The organism is Opitutaceae bacterium (genome assembly GCA_015075305.1).
Taxonomy (GTDB): Bacteria; Verrucomicrobiota; Verrucomicrobiia; order Opitutales; family Opitutaceae; genus UBA6669.
This window is the reverse complement of the sequence record JABTUS010000004.1, coordinates 344,020-364,227: the sequence shown is the minus strand read 5'-3', so window position 1 is coordinate 364,227 and position 20,208 is coordinate 344,020. Positions and strand designations below refer to the sequence as shown.

Sequence of the window (20,208 nt, the reverse complement as noted above, 5' to 3'; positions counted from 1 at the left end):
GATCCACTGATGGCATCTCTCCCGACACTGCCCCAGATCCAATGGCTGCGACGTCTGTCCGCACTGTCTGCGGTTGCGTTGGTGGGCCTGGGTGTGGCGATCCTTTCAGGCTGGTTGTCGATGCCGGAGCTGATCGCGGCGGTTCAAGACACCCAGTTTTCGGTAAGGATGAAGTCCGGAGCCGGTTTGATATTTTTCGGTGTCGCCCTGCTGGGCTGCCATCTGGACCTTCGTCGGGCGGCGTGGCTCGCGCTGGCTCCGGCAATTCTCGGTGGGGTGGCGGTTTGGGAATTTCTCTCCTATCACGCGGGTATGCTCGGAGGCGAGATCCAGAACAGGTCGATGCATCTTCCGAGCGCCGCATCCCGGCAGATTCCATTGATGGTGGCATCTGCCTTCCTTTGCGGTGGACTGGTTGTTGCATGGCTTGGCCAGCGCAAGCGCCCCCGCTTTCGAACGCTCGCGCTTGCGATGCTGGGTTCCATGGCGCTTGCCGTGGGATTCGCCACGACGATCGGCTACATTCTCAAGCTCCCCACCATCTACAGTTGGGGCTCTTCCTCCGAGTCGGCCCCGATCAGCGCAGCAACCCTGGTCGGTCTTGGGTGCGCCGGAATGATGTTTGCCTGGAGGGAGAGCGCCAAGGTCCGCCCCGGCGCCCCGCCGTGGATCCCGCTTCCGGTCATCGTGGGATCGCTGGCGCTGACTCTGATTTTCTCCGCGGGTCTGAGAACCCGTGAGCTGGAGTTTGGACGCACCAACACGGAATATCAATTGAACAGCTTTGCGAGTGCGATGGATCTCGAACTCGACCGTCAGTTGGGCGCTTTTGCGCGACTCGGCAGGCGTTGGGGGGAGAACGCGGATCCCGCACCCTCGGTGCGCGAGGCTGACGCCGCAGCGTACCTTGCGGATTCACCCGGGGCACACGCCATACTTCTGCTTGATGCAGCACGGAATCCCATCCACGTCTATCCTCTGCGCGGAAACGAGGGCTCGCTCGGTGTGTCGTTCGACAAGGAAACGGTTCGACGTGAGACACTGGACATAGCTCAAAAGACGCTGGGATCCGCGCTTTCCGGCACCATTGTCATTCCTGGCATGGGGCCCGGATTTGCCATCTTTGCCCCGTTGCTCAACGGAAATCGCGTGGTTGGTTATGTGGGTGGCGAGTTCACCTACAGACGCTTTTTCGGTGCAATCGACATGAAGGCAAAACTGGCGGGGCGCTATCATTGCACAGTGTCGATTGATGGCGTCAGGGTCTATCCGCCGATGGATGATGCTCCAGGTGTTCCTGAGGAGGCCATTATCAAAGCCTTCACCGTGCATGACCGGCGCGTGCACATTGAGCTCTCTCCGACAGAGGCGCTTCTGGCTTCAAACCGGCGGTATCTGCCGGAACTCGCGCTGATTGCGGGAATCGGCATCACACTCCTGCTAGGGCTTTCCGTGCATCTTGCCCGGGCTGCCAGGTCGGGGCTGAGGGCAGCCGAACAATCGAACAGGCGCCTGCTTGCCGAGAACGACGAGAGACGGAGGGTGGAAGGCATGCTGAAGGTTTCGGATGAGCGGCTTAGGCTGGCCCTCGACTCCACCCTGCTGGGCATCTTCGAGTGGCAGCTCGCGACGAATCGAGTCTACTACAGTCCCGGCATCTGGTCCATTGTCGGCCACGATCCGGCGTCCACTCCCCTCACCTTTGAGGTATGGGAGACGTTTGTGCATCCCGATGATCTCGAGCGATACCGTGAAGCCTGGAACCTCCAGCTCTGCGGTGAGCGCAATCTGATCGATCCAGAATACAGGATTCGCGTTGCGGACGGCTCCTGGCGCTGGGTCTATGCGCGATCGCGGGCGTTTACCGCCAACGATCAGCCGGGTGTGCCCGTCCGCATCATCGGCACCATCCAGGATGTCACGTCTCGAAAGGCTGCGGAGCACGCGCTTCGTGAAAGTCAGTCCGCCGCACGCAAGCTTTCGCTGGTTGCCTCGCGGACCGACAACATGGTCATAATCGCCAAGCCGGACGGCACCATCGAATGGGTCAACGAATCCTTCCTCCGGATAATGGAATACTCACTCGCCGAGGTGGTCGGACGTGGCCCCCAGTTTTTCATGACCGGGCCTGAGAGCGACCCCCGCATTGTCCGGCGCGTCAAGTCGGCGATGGAGCGCGGTGAAGGCATTTCAACCGATCTCGTCAATTACTCGAAGACAGGAAGAAAGTACCATGTCCATCTCGAGATCCAGCCTGTCCGCAATGAACAGGGAGTGCTGGAGAACTTCATTGCCATTGAAGCCGACATAACGGGCCGCGTGGCCACTGAAACCGCGCTGCGCCGGGCCAAGGCGGAAGCCGACGACGCCTCCCGCGCGAAGAGCGAATTCCTGGCCTCCATGTCCCATGAGATCCGGACTCCGATGAACGGGGTGATCGGCATGACCAGCCTTCTGCTTGAAACGCCGCTCTCACCCGAGCAGTCGGACTACGTTGCGACCATACGCACTTCCGGCGAGGCGTTGCTGACGATCATCAACGACATCCTGGATTTTTCAAAGATTGAATCGGGCAAGATGGAGCTCGAACAGCAGCCCGTTGATCTGCAGGCCTGTGTCGAGGAGGCCTTCGACCTTTTCGCCATGGCCGCCGCGGCAAAAGGAGTCGAGCTGACCTACTACATCCATGAGGGCGTCCCGGATTGGATCACGGGTGACGCCACCCGCCTGCGGCAGGTCCTTGTCAATCTTGTGAACAACGCGGTGAAATTCACCCCCCAGGGCAGTGTGGCGGTCGAGGTGTCCCGGGCGGATCCACCGGAAGGCGCGCCTGAAAACCAGAATCGGATCTGGGCATGCTTTGCGGTGCACGACACCGGCATCGGCATTCCGCCGGAACGCGTCAACCGGCTCTTCAAGCCCTTCAGCCAGGTCGATTCGTCAACCACGAGAAAGTACGGCGGCACGGGACTCGGGCTTGCCATCTGCCAGCGTCTCACAGCCCTCATGGGTGGAGAAATTCGAGTGGAGAGCGCAATCAACCAAGGCTCAGTCTTCTCCTTCACCATCCCCATCGAGCCGGTGCCTGCGCCGGACGGCATCGCACCGATTCCTCTACCGCGCGAACTTCAGTACCAGAGCGTGCTCTGTGCGGGCAATGAGACTCGAACGCTCCGGCGACTCGCTCGAATCCTGCGCACGGGCGACGTGGTCGCTGAACCCGCCGAGTCCGCTGGTGAGGCATTGAGGCTGCTCACGACGGGAAAGCCCTTTGCCGCCATAGTCGACCAGGGGATCCTCGCATCCGAGGCGGGTGAAATCCTCTCCGCACGCCTGGCTTCGCTCCGTCTGCCAACCGTCGTGCTTGTGCCGGTTGGCGCGCAATCCGGGCAGGTCGGAGAGCGGAGTTCGCTCGCAACCGCGGCAAAACCCCTGAAGACGCAGTCGCTCATCCGCGCACTGGCCAGCGTGATGGCGGCAAGTCGGACGGATGCCCCCAGTCCAGCCGTGCCGCCAGCCCAAGCCCAGATCCTTGCCGGCGAGGTCCCCATCAGCGTGCTCGTTGTGGAGGACAATCCGGTGAATCAGAAGGTTGCCCTTCGATTTCTGGAGCGACTCGGCTATCGCGCAGCAACCGCGGGCAACGGGCTGGAGGCGCTGACTGCACTCACCCAGCATCCGCACGATCTTGTGTTCATGGACCTCCAGATGCCGGAGATGGATGGATTTGAGGCCTCCAGAAAAATACGTGAAATCTTCCCCAAGTCGCGGCAGCCGGTGATAGTCGCACTCACCGCCAACGCGCTGCAGGGTGACCGCGAGGCGTGCATGGCCGCCGGTATGGATGACTACGTGACCAAGCCCGTGAAAATCAATGAGATTGCGGAGATCATCAGGAAGCATTTTGCGGATCATGGCGGAGGTGTCGCTCTCCGCTCATCCTGAATCCAGCGCTTGACGTTAAGCAAAGGTTTGCGCTCAACGCAGGTTTGAGATTCATGTCTGTGCGAATTGATTCCGCGCGGCCAGCGCCCGCTGGATCCATCCATGAACAACGATTTCCACCCTGATGGCCCTTGCGCGGCTCATTCTCTTCCGGTCCGAAACATCCGCCCTGCCGCTGGATCAGATGGTTCAGGCATCTCCCATTCCGCACCGACAGGGAGCACCGGAACGCGGTAATTCAACCTGTTGAACAGGGGTTCCTCCCATGCGAAGCCACGCATCCGGTCCTTCACTTCGTTCAATCGCGCAGCGTGCGGGTGTCTCCGTCGCCGCCGTTTCAATGGCTCTTCGAAATCACCCACGCATTCCCGCAGCCACCCGGACGCGACTGCAGCAACTTGCACTCGACCTGGGTTGGAAGCCGAATCCGCTCCTTGCCGAGGCGATGAGCGCGATTCGCTCCGGCCAGCCGGTGACTGAACGGGTGACGCTCGCATGGGTCACCGCACATCCCCGCAGGGATGGCTGGAAAAGATTCCCCTTTTTTCGTCGCGTCCATGAAGGCGCGGTTGCGCGTGCGATGGCGGCGGGGTATCACCTTGAGCATTTCTGGCTCGGTGATGCCGACGGGCATGCCGCCCGGCTCAGCGACATCATCGCCACCCGCGGCATCACCGGAGTCATGATCGCGCCGCTTCCGGCACCGGACGCAATGGCGCTCGACTGGAGCCAGTTCTCCGCTGTTGCGATCGCATACACGCTGACCGCACCTCGACTTCATCGCGCGAGCGACAATCATGTCGCTTCCGCTCGCACGGCAGTGCGGGCGCTTGCCGCCGGCGGACACCGCAGAATCGGACTTGCGCTTTCGCGAGAGCATGATCGCCGTGTGATGGGCCTGTGGACCGCCGGATACCTGCTGCAAATGTTTGATGATGGCCGGTCGGATGCTGCAAGCATCCACAAGCCTGCCAGACTTGAAGAGACGGCATTCCTCGACTGGTTTGGCCGCAACAAGCTTGATGCGGTTGTCGGGGCGGATGCATGCATCCTCAACTGGCTTCGCGCGAGCGGACGAAGGGTGCCGAAAGACGCCTCCTATGCTGATCTTGATGTCGACAAGCCTGATGGAACAATCGCCGGAATTGTTCAGGATGCCGAGGGAATAGGGTCGGCGGCGCTCGACATGCTTGCGGGTCAACTGCTGCGTCACGAAAGGGGCATTCCAGACAGGCCCAAGTTGATCCTGATCGAGAGCAAATGGTGCAATGGTGCAAGTGCCCGGCCTGTCACCGCCCAGGAGATCGGTTGCGCCGTGATCGGCAGCGCGGGGAGAATCGAGGATTCCCCTCCGTCAGTCGTGCATCCGGCTGCTTTCGATTGACGGCATGCCCTGGGGCGCACGGGTCCATTGGGTTGTATCCCGCCCTCCCCGGGAGCCAGGGTCCGGCAGAGCGCGCAGACGCCGCATTGTCACACCTGGTTACAGAAATCATTCAGAAAATCTCCCCGCAAGGGCGATTCCTTCCTCGTCTTATTCCAGCAGGCATCTTGGATGATTTTCCGCTCTGACTGCGACGTGATGATACCCGCCGGCTTCTGGACTCACGTTGCGCTGTGCCGCAAACTTTCAAGCCAATGTCCTCCCACAAGGTTCTGACCGCATCCGTGGCCTTCGCCGTGATCACGCTTTCCCAATCAATGGCCGCGGACTCCAGTCCGTACCGCGCGCAGGTTTCGGCGATGCCAATGGACACGGGTGCCATCCTGCAGGACCTCAATTCGTTTCTTCAGCTTGGACGCGTGCTCTATGTCGCCGCGCATCCTGACGACGAGAACACGCGGCTCCTCTCCTACCTTGCCCGCGGCCGTGGGTATGCGACCGGATATCTTTCGCTTACCCGAGGGGACGGCGGACAGAATCTGGTGGGTCCGGAACTGCGCGACCAACTCGGCGTCATCCGCACGCAGGAGCTTCTCGCGGCGCGCAGAATAGACGGTGCGGAGCAGTTCTTCACGCGGGCAAACGATTTTGGATTCTCCAAGACGCCGGAGGAAACCCTGCACATTTGGGACCGGACGGCGGTGCTTTCGGATGTCGTGCGAGTGATCCGGAGATTTCAACCCGATGTGATCATAACGCGCTTTTCAGCGGGAGCAGGCACGACCCATGGGCATCACACCGCTTCCGCGATACTTGCCGGCGAGGCGTTCAAAATGGCCGGGGAACCCGATGCCTTCCCGGAGCAGATTGCGCTGGACGGCCTGCAGGTCTGGAAGCCGACCCGGCTGCTTTGGAATTCCTTTTCCGCGGGAATGCGGGGTGGAAACCGTGAATCTCCGGTCATTGCGCTCCAGGTGGATTCCGGCGTCTACAATCCGCTCCTGGGAGAATCGTTCGGCGAGATTGCCGCCCGCAGCAGAAGCCAGCACAAGAGCCAGGGATTCGGCTCCGTTGCCAACCGCGCTTCAGGATCCGATGTGTTCACGCTGATCGCCGGAAAACCTGCGGAGCGCGACATTCTTGATGGGATTGAGACATCCTGGGCCCGCATTCCCGGAGGCGCGGGAATCGGGGAATCCATGCAGCGGGTCATGAAGACATTTCTACCGGGAAATCCGGCGGCCAGCATTCCCGGCCTGCTTGATGTGCGTGAGCAACTCATCAAACTGGCATACCCCGAAAGCCCGGCGATGCTGGCGGACAAGCGGGCCCAACTCGACAGGATCATACTCGCCTGTCTTGGGTTGTTTGTTGAAGCGACAACACCTCGTGCCGAAGTCCTGGCTGGAGAAAGCGTGCCTGTGAAGCTCCGGGTCCTCGTGCGCAGTCTGTCTCAGGGAGTGCACGTGCGCTGGGTTCGGAGTCGCCTCCTGCAAAGCGGTGAGGCAGTCAAGGCGGATCAAACGCTGGCCCTTGGGCGCTTTGCAGAGCAGTCGGCTTCGCCAGCAATCGCGGCGGATGCGCCGCCCAGCACACCGTATTGGCTGCGGGAGCGGGGCGACGAAGGCACTTTCCGGGTGGACGACGCCCGCCTGATAGGCACTCCTGAAAACAGCCCGGTGATGCCGGTGGCGCATGACCTGGAAATCAACGGGAAACTCATGTCGGTGCCAGACTCCGTAGTGGAGGTGATCGACGATCCCATACGAGGGGAAATTCGTCGCCAGGTCCAAGTTGTTCCACCTGTCACGCTTCATTTCCCCCAGGACCTGGAGCTCCTCTCTCCTGGTGCATCCAAGGTGGTGATGGTTGAAGTGTCCGCCACGCGCGCCCGAGCAAACGGCCGCCTGCTCCTGGATGCGCCCGACGGGTGGACGGTGCAGCCGCTGTCGCAGCCCTTCGATCTCAAGGATCGGGGTGCGCGCGCACGGATGTCCTTCACCCTCACGGCTCCCGATCGACCGGCGACAGGAACACTGGGCGCTCGCGCGATCCTCGACGGAGCGGTCGTTCGCACGAGTCGGATCGACATCCGCCATGATCATATTCCCGCACAGCTTCTGCAGCCTCCTGCCGAGGCGCGTCTCGTCTGCCTGAAGCTGGCCATCAAGGGAAAGTCAGTTGGCTATCTTCCCGGAGCTGGTGATCTCGTCGCCGATGGCATCCGGCGAATGGGTTATGATGTCACGATGCTCGAAACCTCGGGATTCACTGTCGAACAACTCCGTGCGTTCGACAGCGTGGTGCTGGGTGTGCGCGCATTCAATACGCGGGCTGACATTGAGCAGATTCTCCCCGCATTGTTTGAGTATGCGCGCAACGGGGGGACCGTGATCGTGCAGTACAATACGACAGCGGAACTCAAGTCCTCCCGTTTTGCGCCGTACGATCTGACCCTGTCACGTGAGCGCGTGGTCGATGAATCGGCTGCAGTCACGGTGCTCGCGAAGGATCATCCGGCGATGACACAACCAAACCTCATCTCTGACGCGGACTTCGATCATTGGGTGCAGGAGCGCGGCCTCTACTTTCCGAGTCGATGGGACAGCCATTTCACGCCGATTCTTTCCTGTGCCGACGCCGGGGAGCCGCAGCTTCAGGGCGCGCTGCTGGTGGCACGGCACGGCAAGGGGTATTTCGTCTACACCGGACTCTCATTCTTTCGCGAACTGCCCGCAGGGGTTCCGGGTGCCTACCGGCTGTTTGCCAATTTGCTTTCGCTCGGCAAGTAACCAGCCCAAGACCCCTTGAACCATGGTGGAACCGAAGTCATCTGAAATGCCCGACGAACAACCCGGAGTGCCGGGCTTTCGCTCCTGGGGCGCAGTCTATCTGTTTGTCGCCGGCATGTTCCTTCTTTTCGTCGCCATCCTGAGCATTCTGCCGTATCTAGCTGAATGAGGCCGCTCGATTATCTTGTGCTCGTGGCCTCGATGGTGGGCATCGCCGCGTATGGAGTCTGGCGCTCGCGCAATCGCGCGACACTCGAGGGCTACTTGAGCGGGCAAAAGGACGTCGGCTGGGGAACCATCGGGCTGTCTGTAATGGCAACTCAGGCGAGCGCAGTGACGTTTCTGTCCACGCCTGGCCAGGGCTTCGAAAGCGGAATGGGATTTGTTCAGAACTATTTTGGTCTGCCCTTCGCACTGATCATCGTGGCGGCCGTCTTTCTGCCGTTGTACCGCCGCAGCGGCGTATTCACCGCCTATGAGTATCTGGGCAGGCGCTTTGACGGAAAGACGCGACTGCTCGGTGCCGCGCTCTTCCTTCTTCAGCGCGGATTTGCATCGGGAATCACGATCTATGCCCCGGCAATCGTGCTCTCCACCGTCATGGGCTGGGATCTGGACCTGACGATCCTTGGGACCGGGATCCTGACCATCGTCTACACCGCTGTCGGAGGAAACGATGCGGTCAACATCACACAAAAATACCAGATGGCTGTCATCTTTGTCGGCATGGCCACGGCGTTTGCCGTGCTCCTCCTGAAGCTTCCGGCGGAGGTCTCGGTGCGGGAGGCCTTTGCCGTGGCTGCAGGCTTCGACAAGCTGAACGCGGTCGTCTACTCGCTCGATCTGAATCAGCGCTACACGATCTGGTCGGGCGTGTTCGGGGGCATTTTTCTCTCCCTTTCCTATTTCGGAACGGACCAGTCCCAGGTTCAGCGATACCTTTCAGGAACCTCGGTGCGCGAAAGCCGCCTCGGGCTCATGTTCAACGCTGTCATGAAGATTCCGATGCAGTTCTTCATTCTCCTGCTCGGCGTCATGCTCTTCGTGTTCTATCAGTTCGCACCCTCCCCCGTCTTTTTCGATCAGACCACGTGGAAGCATCACGTGAATGCGCAGGGCGGAGAGGTCCTGAAGGCCTACGAGACCAGCTATTCCGACCGCATGGAGACAAAGCGCGCCGCGCTGCGCGCGTGGCTCGACGCCCGATCCCACGGAGATGCCAGCGCCACAGAAAAGGCGCTTGCCGCGGTTCGTTCCGCCCACGCCGCCGCCCAGGCGGTTCGCGCGGAAGCCAAGGCCACCCTGCTCGCCAGGGATCCGGCCGTGAAGACAAAGGACTCCGACTACGTTTTCATCACGTTCATCCTTGAACAACTTCCCGTGGGGCTGGTCGGCCTCCTCATCGCCGTGATATTTGCCGCGGCTCTTTCCTCGCTTTCCGCCGAAATGAGCGCACTCGGCACGACGACATCAATCGACATCTACCACCACGTCATCAATCCAAGGGGCTCGGACAACCAGTCATTGCTTGTGTCCAAGATCGCCACTGCTGGCTGGGGTGTTGTCGGCATCCTGTTTGCCCTCTTTGCAAACGTCGTCGAGAACCTCGTCGAGGCGATCAACATTCTCGGATCGCTATTTTACGGCGTCATTCTCGGCCTTTTCCTCGTCGCATTCGTCCTCCGCCGGGTTCAGGGGCATGCCGCGTTCTGGGGGGCGATCCTGGCTCAGACTGGCGTCCTTGTCTGTTTCGCCAATCTCAAGATCAGCTATCTGTGGTACAATCTGATCGGCTGCTTTGCATGCATGGTGTTCAGCGCCCTGATCCAGGCGTTTTTGCGCACTCCGCCCGCCGGGCGGCCAGTCACTGCCACCGCATGAGCTCCGATCCCGTAATTGCCTTCGGTCAGCAGCCCTGCGGGATCTTCCCCCGCCGGTTCCTTCAGGCCAAGATCATCACTGCACGACGCCTGAGAGGGGAGATAGGCGGTCGCATTGTCTTTTTCTATCATGACAGCGACCACGATCCGCGGGAAACCCAGACCGGACTGCGGCACAGGAAGACAGGTGAGCTGCACTGGCTGAACTTCGCGTTCGAGAACAAGATTCAGAGGAAGTTCTCCCCGCTCTACCTGAAGCGGATTCCCGAGGCTTGGAAGCATCAGACAACCCGGCAGCTTCCTGCCTATGTATCGGAAGCGGCGGTGCAGGCGTTTCGCCGAAACAGCGCCGCGACAATCGCTGATTTCTGCTTGGAACAGATGCGGTCCCAAGGCCTCCTCGATGACATCGAAATCGTCCGTTCCAGTGATCCCGCCGTTCGCGAGTCGGCATGCGGGATCGACGACTGCTACGTTGACGTCCCCCTGTCGGGTGAAATCGTGCGGGCACGTTTCCGAAATGGATCTCTTGCCTTGCACGAGGGAGGCGATTCGTATCTTGAGCTCCCCTTCACCCCATGGTCAAAGCGTCAGATTTCCCCCACCCGCGACTCGAGGCTTCGATGGATGCAGTCCGTCCTGCATTGCACGCACTACATAACGGGTGCGGGTGAACAGGCCTATCTCAACAAGGCGGACGCCCCCGGGATCATCTACGTGACGCGAGATTCCATAGATCGTTCCGATGAAGCCTATGTCGACTACCCCTTCTGACACCCGCCGGCTGCTCGTCTTCGGCGCTCATCCCGATGACATCGAATTCGGAGTCGGCGGAATCATCGCCAGTGAAGCCCGCGCGGGAACCTCGGTTCAATTTGTCGTCTGCTCCGAAGGCGAGTCCGCCACGAGCGGCACGCCTCTCCGGCGCCGCGAGGAGGCAATCAGGGCGGCATCGATTCTGGGGGTGGGCATCGAATTCATCAACATCGGCGGCGATGCTCATTTTGAGCGATCGGTCCGGGGCTCACTCACGGTCGCCGAAGTCATCCGACGCACGACCCCGCACTGGGTGCTCTGCCCGACCCCCAGGACGAACCAGCATCCTGACCACGCGGTGCTGGGGTCCCTCGTGCAGGACGGCGCCCGCCTCGCGCGCTACGGAGGCGTCGCCGAGTTGAGGGAATTCCCGCCACACAGCATCGAGCAGCTCCTCTACTACGCGGTCGGGCCCGAAGGGGAACAGCCCGAAGCGGGCGCGGTCTGGTATGATGTCTCTGACCCCGCAATCGTCGAACTCTGGAAGAACGCCATGGCAGCCCATGAAACGCAGTCGCGCACCCGCCGGTATGTCGAACTTCAACTGACGCGCGCCCGTCTGCTCGGACTTCGGGCCGGCGTGGAATATGCCCAGGCGCTCTACCCCGCGGATCCCACGCTGATTGCCAGGCTGGGCCAGCTTGGTCGCGGCGCCCGCCATTTCTAGCACGCCCCGCCGTTCGCATCCCGCATGCAATCAAGACTGCGCATCGGCATTGCCTGCTTCCCATCAGTGGGTGGCAGCGGCATCCTGGCGACATCGCTCGGCATCGATCTCGCACGACGGGGACATGTGGTTCACTTCTTCAGCTACGAACGCCCCGTGCGCCTGCCCCTGCAGGATGCCGGCGTGTTTTTCCATCAGGTTCCGATGCATGGCTACGGGATCTTCAATCTTTCGGACTACACCCTTCCCCTCGCGGTGAAGATGGCGGCGGTCTGCCAGTCGGACGGTCTGGACATCCTGCATGCCCACTACGCCGTGCCGCATGCAACCGCGGCGGTTCTCGCGCGCGAGTTTCTTCCAGAAAAGATCAGGCCCCGGGTGGTGGCCACACTTCACGGCACCGACACAATGCTGCTCGGGCGGGATGCCTCCTACAAGCCCGTCATTCGGCATGCGTTGGTGCACTCGGATGCCATCACCACCGTCTCACGCTTTCTCAAGGATGAGACCGCACGGCTTGTCGAACCGGGGCACGACATCACGGTGGTTCCAAACTTCTTCGCGCCTGGCATTCCAACGCGCCCCCGCGCACAGGTTCGCCGGGATCTGGGCGTGTCCGACGACGACACCTTGCTGATCCACGTTTCCAATCTGCGCAGGGTCAAGCGCATCGACCTGCTCCTGGAAACGGCCTCGCTCATCCGCCCAAGGAAATCCTTCAAGCTGCTCATCATTGCCGGTGGGGATTTCAAGCCATACCAGGAGACGGTCGAACGGCTTCAATTGCGGGAAAACGTCATCGTGCTGGAGAGTGTGACGTCGGTCGAAGAGTATTTCGCCGCCGCTGACCTTGGGCTGATCACCTCGGAATATGAAAGCTTCTGTCTCAGCATCCTCGAAGGGATGACGTTCGGCTGCCCGACGGTCAGCACGGAGGTCGGGGGCATCCCGGAAGTGATCGAGGACGGCGTCTCCGGGATCCTTCGGCCGTTCGGCGATGCCGCGGCGCTTGCACGGGCGACTGAAGCGCTGATTGCCAACCCAAATGAGCTGCGGCGCCTCGGGATCAATGCCAGGAAGCGGGCAGCCTCGGAATTTTCGGCAGAACGCATCGTGCCGGCGTATTTTGAGGTCTACCAGCGAGCGATGCAGGCGCCACCGAACTGAAATCCAAAAACCCGGCTGCATTCATGATGGTGCCGTCCCGCGATCCATTCATGATTGTTGTTTCACCGTGAATCCGCGATCCATTCTCTCCGTTCCAGGATTCCGTGGCACGCTTTGCGCCTTCGTTTTCAGCCGGCTGCTGATCCTGGCCATCGGTTATCTGAGCACGGGCATCATTCTCGTTGCGCCGGAGCAGGCAAAGCACGGGTTCATCGCACCCTTTCTTCGCTGGGATTCAAACTGGTACCTTGAGCTGGCACGCCACGGCTACGAGTTCATCCCGAATGACCAGAGCAACGTCGTGTTCTTTCCGCTCTATCCGCTTCTGATGCATGTCGGCTCGCTGGGAGTCCTGTCGCTCACCCACGGCGGCCTCCTGGTTTCCAATCTTTGCACATTTGGCGCGGCGATGCTGATCTGGCACCTGGCCCGGATTGATCACACCGAGCGAACGGCTGACATGGCCGTTCGTTTTTTCCTGTTCGGACCCGTGAGTTTTTTCTTTTCCACGATTTATTCCGAAGGGACTTTTGTCCTTTTCGTGGCCGCCAGCCTCTTTGGAGCGCGCACGCGCCGCTGGTGGCTGGCGGGCGCGGCGGGATATGCGGCTGCGCTGACGCGAAGCGTGGGCCTGCTGATGGTCATCCCGCTTGCGATGGAGTTTCTGGCGCAGGAGCGAAAGGATTTCTCGTGGCGGAACCTGGGCTGCTGGATCCGCCTCGCCTGCACAGGCCTGCCTGCTGCGGGAACGCTCACGTACATGGCCTACATGGCGATGAAATTCGGCGATCCCCTGGTCTACCGCAAGGCGGAGATCTTTTGGGGGCGCAAACTGATGCCGTTCTGGGAAACTTTCCTTCATCCCAATGTCGCCTCCCTGCCTGATGTCTACAAGGCCTGGTTCATTGGAGCCCTGATACTGGCGGCCGTGCTTATTGGCGCCGGCCTTCTCCTGAGGATTCGCGGAGCCTATCTCGCCATGGCGGCAGCCTATGTCGTGCTGTACACCTCGACCGGGGTGCTCGAGGCGATTCCCAGATACATGAGTGTCATAGTCCCATTCTACATCATTCTCGGCGCATGGGTTGAGCGCCGTCCGTTTCTTGAGCTTCCCTTCACCATCCTATCCACCGCTCTGCTCGCATTTTCCACGGTCGCTTTCTCGACCGGATACTGGTTCACTTGAACCAGATCTTTTTCAATTCACATGACCATCACCGAGCCCGTCACCGTTGACATCCCCTCTGGCACAGGCGCTATGCGCACCTACCTCTACATGCCCACCGCCCCGGGGCGCTATCCGGGGATCGTGCTTTTTTCCGAGATTTTCCAGGTTACAGCGCCCATCCGGCGCACCGCCGCCTTTCTGGCCGGGCACGGATTCATCGTCGCGGTCCCCGAAATCTACCATGAATTCCTGCCGGCGGGCACCGTGCTGGCTTACGATCAGGCCGGAGCGGACAAGGGCAACGCCCTCAAGACAACGAAGGAACTCTCCAGCTATGACGACGACGCCCGCGCAGCCATCCGCTATCTGAAATCGCATGACCGCGGAACCGGAAAGGTCGGATCGATTGGCATCTGCATTGGCGGACACCTCTCCTTTCGGGCCGCCATGAATCCGGAGGTCAGCGCAGCAGTCTGCTTTTATGCCACGGACATCCACAAGCGGGGACTCGGAAAGGGCATGAACGACAACTCCCTCGACAGGATTGGCGAGATCAAGGGCGAGCTGCTCATGATTTTCGGACGGCAGGATCCACACGTGCCCGCCGAGGGTCGATCACGCATACAGGCGGCCCTTGCCGCCGCCAATGCCAACTTCACCTGGCATGAATTCAATGGAGCCCACGCATTCCTGAGGGATGAGGGCTATCGCTACGATCCGGAACTCGCCCACCTGACAATGGGAATGGCGGTCTCATTCTTCCGCCGCAAGCTGGGGGAAGGTGACTTGCGGCCTGCAACACAAGGCGCCACAGAGTCACGTCACTGACGGTAGCGCGGCCGTGCCGCACCAGCCGTCAACCCGAATAACCGCGGTTGCGAAGGCGGTCAGCGAGCATCTGTTCATGCTGCGCCTCCTCCACCCCCTCAATCGCAAGCCGCTCGATGGTTTCCTGCTCGTCATCGTCTGAAAGCAGCGGCACCTGATGACCGTGCACGGACACGGGATCACCCGGGTCCCGATTGATGGAGGTGGTGCTCAGCCCCTCGTCCTCTGAAACGCCCAGGAGGCCTGATCCTCTCAGTTCGTCCCTGGCCATGCGGCGAACATCCGCGGAGGCCCCATCCAGTTTCCCCTCAATGACTGCGATCTCCTCGGCACGTCGTTCGATTTCGTCCGACGAAATCCCTCCAGATCCCTTCCCATGGGTCAGAATTTTTCCGTGGTGCGTATTCTCAACATTCATGATGACTTTTTCTGTTTTTGGGTTCTTGAACGATGGACGGAAACTGACGGAATGCGTGTTTCCTGGAAGGTGGAGCCGTGCTTCCAGGAATCGGAACCGCACCATGGGACACACGTGGGTGGGTGGCGTGCATCCGGCGCGGGCCCGAGCTCACGGGCATGAGCGGACACGTTTGATTTTCTGCGAACAGGATAGGAGCCGGAAACGCAACCGCAATCGTTCGTTTCAGAATTTGAAAGATTCCCGTGGCGCGCGTGTGATCACTTGAACCTGCATCGCCTGTGCGCAACCTTCCCTGTTTTTCGGTGTCCTACTGTCCATGCGCTTCCTGCAATTGCTCATTGCCGTCGTAGTCGGGCTTTTTGCCCTCGCCGCTGCGTTGATCGGCGCGATCGCGCTCGCCATCATGGCACTGATCGGTTCGTTCAAAAAGCGACTGGGCCGTTCCGGGCGCAGCCGGAGCGGACAGTACCCGGTCACTCATGAATCGGGTGATGTCATCGATGTTGTCGCCCGTGAGGTGGAGGTCAATGCCGAGCTCAAGGGACCGGTGAACCGTCCGGTTCAGCCCACCCACGCACGGGCGTTGTAGAAGAGTTTCATCCAGGGACTGTCGTCCTCCCAGTCAACGGGATGCCAGCTCATCGCTGACGTCCGGTGCACGCGCTCGGGGTGCGGCATCATGATGGTCACGCGTCCATCCGTGTTCGTAAGCGCCGTGATGCCATGGGGTGAACCGTTGGGGTTCAACGGGTAGGAGCTGGTCACTCGGTGATGATTGTCGACATAGCGCGCCGCAACATAACCCGATCGACTGCAGGCGTCCGCGGCGGCGACATCGACGAATTCGGCGCAGCCCTCTCCATGCGACGCCACAACCGGCAGGACCGAACCCTCCATCCCGCGAAAAAGAAGGCTCGGACTTGGATCGATCCTGAGTGATACAAACCTCGCCTCAAAACGTTCAGACAGGTTCTGCACAAACCGGGGCCAGTGTCCGGAACCGGGAATGATGTCGCGCAGATTGCTCATCATCTGACAGCCATTGCAGACACCGAGGGCGAATGTGTCCGCGCGTGCAAAGAAGCCTTCAAACTCCTCCCGTGCGCGCGCATTGAACAGTATGCTTTTCGCCCAGCCCTGGCCCGCGCCCAGCACATCGCCGTAACTGAAGCCGCCGCAGGCAGCCAGGCCGCGGAATTCGCGGAGCGACCTGCGTCCACTCAGGATGTCGGTCATGTGAACATCGACAGCGTCAAAACCAGCGCGATCAAACGCGGCAGCCATCTCCACCTGGCCATTGACTCCCTGCTCCCGAAGAATGGCAATCGACGGACGTGCCTTCACCGGGTTTCGAGAGGATTGCGACGGAGGAAACGGATAGGGAAACGTTAGTCTCGGCTTGATTCCTGGATCGTCATGGGCAAGGCGTCCCTGGTGCTCAGCCCGAGCGCAGTCCGGATTGTCGCGCAATGCCGCCATGCGGTGCGTCACATCCGACCACTGGTCGCGCAGGCTCGAAAGACTCTGCTCCAGCAGCACGGTTTCACCGTCCATGACTCGCAGGGCATGGGTCGGGTTGAGCCTTCCTATGATCCGAGAGCAGTCGCCGAGTCCCTCCTCGCTGAGCACTGACATCACAGCTTCAATCTCCCTGTTCCTTACCTGGACAACCGCGCCGATTTCCTCGGAAAAGAGTGTGGAGAACAATGCCGGGAGATCGCCGCTGGCATTTGGAAGATCCAGATCCACGCCAACGTGTCCGGCAAAGGCCATTTCCATGAGCGTCACAACCAGGCCGCCGTCCGAGCGGTCGTGATAGGCGAGGATCCTGCCCGAGGCGTTTAGGGCCTGGATGGCATTCCAGAACGCCTTGAGATCCGCTGGCGAGTCAACATCGGGCGGAGCCTCGCCGAGCTGTGACTGCACCTGGGCGAATATGGATCCACCGAGGCGGTTCCTGCCTCGACCGAGGTCAATCAACACCAGTGTCGATTCACCCACCAAGCCGCCGTCTGAATCACGATCACCCGGCTTGCGCAGCTGTGGGGTAAGGGTGCGTCGGATATCGAGGCAGGGGGCAAATGCGGAGATGATCAGCGACACCGGCGCCGTCATCTGCTTCTCGATGCCGCGATCATGCCAGATCGTGCTCATGCTCATGGAGTCCTTGCCCACGGGAATCGTGATTCCCAGCGCCGGACAGAGCTCCATGCCAACCGCCCGCACCGCTTCATAGAGCGCCGCACCCTCTCCTGCCTGTGCGGGAGCCGCCATCCAGTTCGCCGATAGATTGACCTTTCCGATCCCGCCGATCATCGCAGCCACCAGATTGGTCAGCGCCTCGGCAACGGCGAGCCGGGCGGACGCCGCCGCGTTATTGAGCGCCACCGGGGTGCGCTCTCCCACTGCCATCGCCTCTCCGGCAAAGGAGTCGAACGTCGCCGCCGTCACCCCGCAGTCGGCGACCGGCACTTGCCACGGACCCACCATCTGGTCGCGGGCGACAAGTCCGGTGACGGAACGGTCGCCAATTGAAATCAGGAAGGTCTTGTCGGCCACAGCCGGATGCATGACGACCCTCCTCAAAGCTTCGGAGAGGGAAATGCCGGTCGGATTGAGCGGCTGAAGCACCGCCGCCCGCGAGGCGTCCCGCCGATGCATGCGCGGTGGCTTGCCCAGAAGAACCTCGAGCGGAAGGTCAATCGGCGTGTTCTTGAAATGGGAGTCCTCAAGGACAAGCCGCTTCTTCTCCGTCGCGTGCCCGACAACGGCGAACGGGCAGCGCTCCCGCCGGCACAGCTCCTCGAACGCATCGAGACGGTCGACGGGGACGGCCAGCACGTACCGCTCCTGCGCCTCGTTGCACCAGATCTCGAGCGGACTCATTCCGGGCTCGTCATTGGGGACGCTGCGAAGCTGGAAGCTCCCGCCTCGTCCGCCGTCATTCACCAATTCGGGCAGCGCGTTGGAGATCCCGCCCGCACCGACGTCGTGGATGAAGGATATCGGATTCCTCTCACCCAGCGCCCAGCATCGATCAATCACCTCCTGGCACCGTCGCTGCATCTCGGCGTTGTCGCGTTGAACACTCGCGAAATCGAGGTCCTCCTGGCCGGAACCGCTCGCGAGAGAGCTCGCCGCCCCCCCGCCCAGCCCGATGAGCATCGCCGGACCGCCAAGAATGATCAATGCGTCTCCCGGCACGATTTCGCCCTTCTGAACATGACTGCGCCGGATGTTGCCGAGACCACCCGCCAGCATGATCGGCTTGTGGTAGCCGCGAAGCTGCAGCCCGGCGGGGCCGCCGACCTCCATCTCAAAGGTGCGAAAATACCCGCAGATCGCGGGTCTTCCAAATTCATTGTTGAACGCCGCGCCGCCCAGCGGCCCGTCGATCATGATTTCGAGCGCCGACGCGATCCTTCCAGGCCTGCCATTGTCCTTCTCCCAAGGCTGCCTGGCACCGGGTAGTTGAAGATTGGATACCGTGAAGCCGGTGAGGCCCGCCTTGGGCTTCGATCCGCGGCCCGTGGCGCCCTCGTCTCGGATTTCTCCGCCGGACCCCGTCGCCGCTCCGGGAAACGGCGATATCGCCGTCGGATGATTGTGGGTTTCCACCTTGCACAGCAGGTCGATTTCCTCGCGCACCGCACGGTACAGCCCCGTCGCGGGATCCACAAAAAAACGCCCGCCGATGCTGCCCTTCATCACCGCCGCATTGTCCCGATAGGCGGAAAGAATTCCTTCGGAATGCAGCTGATGGGTGTTCTTGATCATCTGGAAGAGCGACCTGTCGCGCTGCGATCCGTCGATTTCCCAGGTGGCGTTGAAGATCTTGTGGCGGCAGTGCTCCGAATTCGCCTGCGCAAACATCATAAGCTCGACATCGTAGGGATCCCTCCCCAGACCTTGAAACGCCTTCGCGAGATATTCGATCTCGTCGCCTGCAAGAGCGAGGCCAAGCGTCCGGTTCGCATCCTCCAGCGCGGCACGGCCGTTGCGAAGCACGGAAATCCGCGTCGACGGCCTTGGTGTCTCCCGCCTGAAAAGAATGGAGCAATTGTCGATCGAAGGAAAGACCGCCTGCGTCATGCGGTCGTGTATGCGCGCCGCTATTTCACGATCGAATTTCTCCCTGCCGGCATCCGTTTCGATGGCTTCATGGGCAAACGAATAAACAGTCACCCGCTCAATTCGCCTGATGCCTGCAAGGCCGCAGATGTGCGCGATGTCGGTCGCCTTCGAGGACCAGGGGGACAGCGTGCCGGGTCGCGGCGCCACAACGCGTGTCACTCCACCGACAGCGCTTCGCTTGTCGCGCGGACCGTACGTGAGCAGTTGCTCGAGAATGGCATGCTCCCGCGCCGTGAGTGGCGCTTTCGGATCAACCAGCGAGATCAGGTGCACAAATTCCGCGTTCAAGTCCGTGACCGGGATCCCTGCCGAGGCAAGATCCTCAAGCAGCTTTTGCCGGCGAAAGGTTGAGAGGGAGGATGACCCGCGGAGAGTGAGCATGGATGAAGAGCGATGTTCTGCATCGCCTCCGGGCGGTCAAGGCAAGGCACCGTCCGAATACGCAGGCTCGGGGAACAAAAAGCCGTGGTGCGTCCTGCACCACGGCGTGATCGACCGCCCGCTCCGGGAGGAGCCGGTCGGCTGCTGCTATTTCAAGACACTGGCATGGAATGCCGCCCAGTCATCGAGCGCATTCAACTCAACCGCCGACCCCTGGACGGATCCATCGTCCGGGTATCCCGCTGTCTTCAGGATCTCGGTGCGGACTTCATCACGGTGGTGATAACCAAGAATGGACTGGTTGAGCTTGTAGATTGACGCGCGGTCCAGCTTCACCCCGGGCTGGGCCTTGATCCAGGCCTCAAACTCAGCGTAGCTGGGCCGCTTGTCAGTGATGAACTTCTTCACGGCATCGGGTGAGAGGCCGAGACCGGCGATGACCATCGAATCAAATCCCTTTCCGATTCCAGGATAGCCGGGTGCCAGCTTGCCGCGCGCCTCGAGCGAGACCTTCAGCCAGAGCCGCGGAAGATGAATCACGCCGAGCGGTCCGGCGACATTGCACGGAATCATGGGAACATAGGTATTACTCATAATTTTTTGGAACATGCACCGTCATTTATCG

Annotated in this window: 13 protein-coding genes; 10 read left to right on the top strand and 3 right to left on the bottom strand. The window is 60.9% G+C overall.

Annotated elements, in window-relative coordinates:
* Window positions 1–9: 9 nt before the first annotated feature.
* The 9 genes from HS122_10245 to HS122_10205 all read left to right on the top strand — a co-directional run bounded on the left by HS122_10245 (window position 10) and on the right by HS122_10205 (window position 14,647).
* Window positions 10–3,945 (top strand): response regulator, encoded by a 3,936-nt coding sequence (locus HS122_10245; protein ID MBE7538781.1) that lies wholly within the window; start codon window positions 10–12, stop codon window positions 3,943–3,945.
* A 265-nt stretch (window positions 3,946–4,210) separates the two neighbouring features.
* The gene (locus HS122_10240; protein MBE7538780.1) at window positions 4,211–5,329 is read left to right on the top strand and encodes a LacI family DNA-binding transcriptional regulator; all 1,119 of its coding nucleotides are present in this window, start codon (window positions 4,211–4,213) and stop codon (window positions 5,327–5,329) included.
* A 254-nt stretch (window positions 5,330–5,583) separates the two neighbouring features.
* Window positions 5,584–8,121, top strand: coding sequence for a PIG-L family deacetylase (locus HS122_10235; protein ID MBE7538779.1), 2,538 nt, complete (start codon window positions 5,584–5,586; stop codon window positions 8,119–8,121).
* Window positions 8,122–8,286: 165 nt separating this feature from the next.
* Window positions 8,287–10,002 carry a sodium:solute symporter gene (locus tag HS122_10230; protein ID MBE7538778.1) on the top strand — a complete coding sequence of 572 codons (1,716 nt, stop codon included), beginning with the start codon at window positions 8,287–8,289 and terminating at the stop codon, window positions 10,000–10,002.
* Entirely contained in the window at window positions 9,999–10,775 is a 777-nt protein-coding gene (locus HS122_10225) for a hypothetical protein (protein MBE7538777.1), read from the top strand. The genes HS122_10230 and HS122_10225 overlap by 4 nt, the downstream gene beginning before the upstream one ends.
* Entirely contained in the window at window positions 10,756–11,484 is a 729-nt protein-coding gene (locus HS122_10220; GenBank protein ID MBE7538776.1) for a PIG-L family deacetylase, read from the top strand. The genes HS122_10225 and HS122_10220 overlap by 20 nt, the downstream gene beginning before the upstream one ends.
* Window positions 11,485–11,508: 24 nt before the next feature.
* Entirely contained in the window at window positions 11,509–12,651 is a 1,143-nt protein-coding gene (bshA, locus tag HS122_10215) for an N-acetyl-alpha-D-glucosaminyl L-malate synthase BshA (GenBank protein ID MBE7538775.1), read from the top strand.
* Window positions 12,652–12,718: 67 nt separating this feature from the next.
* Entirely contained in the window at window positions 12,719–13,837 is a 1,119-nt protein-coding gene (locus HS122_10210) for a hypothetical protein (protein ID MBE7538774.1), read from the top strand.
* A gap of 21 nt (window positions 13,838–13,858) precedes the next feature.
* On the top strand, window positions 13,859–14,647 hold the full coding sequence (locus HS122_10205) for a dienelactone hydrolase family protein (GenBank protein MBE7538773.1): 789 nt from the start codon (window positions 13,859–13,861) through the stop codon (window positions 14,645–14,647).
* 28 nt (window positions 14,648–14,675) lie between these two features.
* Here the strand turns inward: HS122_10205 and HS122_10200 are convergent, their stop codons facing one another.
* Window positions 14,676–15,065, bottom strand: coding sequence for a hypothetical protein (locus HS122_10200; protein MBE7538772.1), 390 nt, complete (start codon window positions 15,063–15,065; stop codon window positions 14,676–14,678).
* 319 nt (window positions 15,066–15,384) lie between these two features.
* Here HS122_10200 and HS122_10195 point away from each other — a divergent pair, with 319 nt between their 5' ends.
* The gene (locus HS122_10195) at window positions 15,385–15,657 is read left to right on the top strand and encodes a hypothetical protein (protein ID MBE7538771.1); all 273 of its coding nucleotides are present in this window, start codon (window positions 15,385–15,387) and stop codon (window positions 15,655–15,657) included.
* Here HS122_10195 and purL read toward each other — a convergent pair.
* Together purL and HS122_10185 are read right to left on the bottom strand one after the other, a co-directional pair.
* Window positions 15,630–19,583: a phosphoribosylformylglycinamidine synthase gene (purL, locus tag HS122_10190; protein ID MBE7538770.1), complete on the bottom strand. Its 3,954-nt coding sequence runs from the start codon at window positions 19,581–19,583 to the stop codon at window positions 15,630–15,632. The genes HS122_10195 and purL overlap by 28 nt on opposite strands.
* A gap of 147 nt (window positions 19,584–19,730) precedes the next feature.
* Entirely contained in the window at window positions 19,731–20,177 is a 447-nt protein-coding gene (locus HS122_10185) for a DUF5069 domain-containing protein (GenBank protein ID MBE7538769.1), read from the bottom strand.
* Between the last annotated feature and the right edge of the window lie 31 nt (window positions 20,178–20,208).

Excerpts from the sequence above, each read along its gene's own strand:
- HS122_10245 (MBE7538781.1), top strand. The coding sequence starts at position 10 with ATGGCATCTCTCCCGACACTGCCCCAGATCCAATGGCTGCGACGTCTG.
- HS122_10240 (MBE7538780.1), top strand. The coding sequence starts at position 4,211 with ATGCGAAGCCACGCATCCGGTCCTTCACTTCGTTCAATCGCGCAGCGT.
- HS122_10235 (MBE7538779.1), top strand. The coding sequence starts at position 5,584 with ATGTCCTCCCACAAGGTTCTGACCGCATCCGTGGCCTTCGCCGTGATC.
- HS122_10230 (MBE7538778.1), top strand. The coding sequence starts at position 8,287 with ATGAGGCCGCTCGATTATCTTGTGCTCGTGGCCTCGATGGTGGGCATC.
- HS122_10225 (MBE7538777.1), top strand. The coding sequence starts at position 9,999 with ATGAGCTCCGATCCCGTAATTGCCTTCGGTCAGCAGCCCTGCGGGATC.
- HS122_10220 (MBE7538776.1), top strand. The coding sequence starts at position 10,756 with ATGTCGACTACCCCTTCTGACACCCGCCGGCTGCTCGTCTTCGGCGCT.
- bshA (MBE7538775.1), top strand. The coding sequence starts at position 11,509 with ATGCAATCAAGACTGCGCATCGGCATTGCCTGCTTCCCATCAGTGGGT.
- HS122_10205 (MBE7538773.1), top strand. The coding sequence starts at position 13,859 with ATGACCATCACCGAGCCCGTCACCGTTGACATCCCCTCTGGCACAGGC.
- HS122_10200 (MBE7538772.1), bottom strand. The coding sequence starts at position 15,065 with ATGAATGTTGAGAATACGCACCACGGAAAAATTCTGACCCATGGGAAG.
- HS122_10195 (MBE7538771.1), top strand. The coding sequence starts at position 15,385 with ATGCGCTTCCTGCAATTGCTCATTGCCGTCGTAGTCGGGCTTTTTGCC.
- purL (MBE7538770.1), bottom strand. The coding sequence starts at position 19,583 with ATGCTCACTCTCCGCGGGTCATCCTCCCTCTCAACCTTTCGCCGGCAA.
- HS122_10185 (MBE7538769.1), bottom strand. The coding sequence starts at position 20,177 with ATGAGTAATACCTATGTTCCCATGATTCCGTGCAATGTCGCCGGACCG.